At 45.9% G+C, this 231-nt stretch carries 1 protein-coding gene; it reads right to left on the reverse strand.

The window, feature by feature from the left end:
- The coding region (locus AACV31_RS20400) for a hypothetical protein (RefSeq protein WP_221413638.1) at positions 1-231 on the reverse strand (231 nt) is incomplete at both ends.

Raw genomic sequence — 231 nt, forward strand, 5'->3', positions numbered from 1 at the left:
CCCTTAATGGCAGTGATTAACTGGGATACCACCCAGATGAATGGGATCACCCATATGAGGAAAAACTTCCGGTCTGGAAATTGCTTAATCATTAGTCGCAACTCCCGAATCAGTTTGCTAAAATCAACCACATGTTCTCCCTTGTCCTGTTCAGGGTCAGAAACAGAAAACCCCGGCTGCGCCAACAGACCGGGGTTTTTGCTTTTAAGCGAAGTAAAAATCAGCCAGTGT

The sequence above is a fragment of the Cronobacter sp. EKM101R genome (assembly GCF_963888145.1).
GTDB classification, from domain to species: domain Bacteria; phylum Pseudomonadota; class Gammaproteobacteria; order Enterobacterales; family Enterobacteriaceae; genus Cronobacter; species Cronobacter turicensis.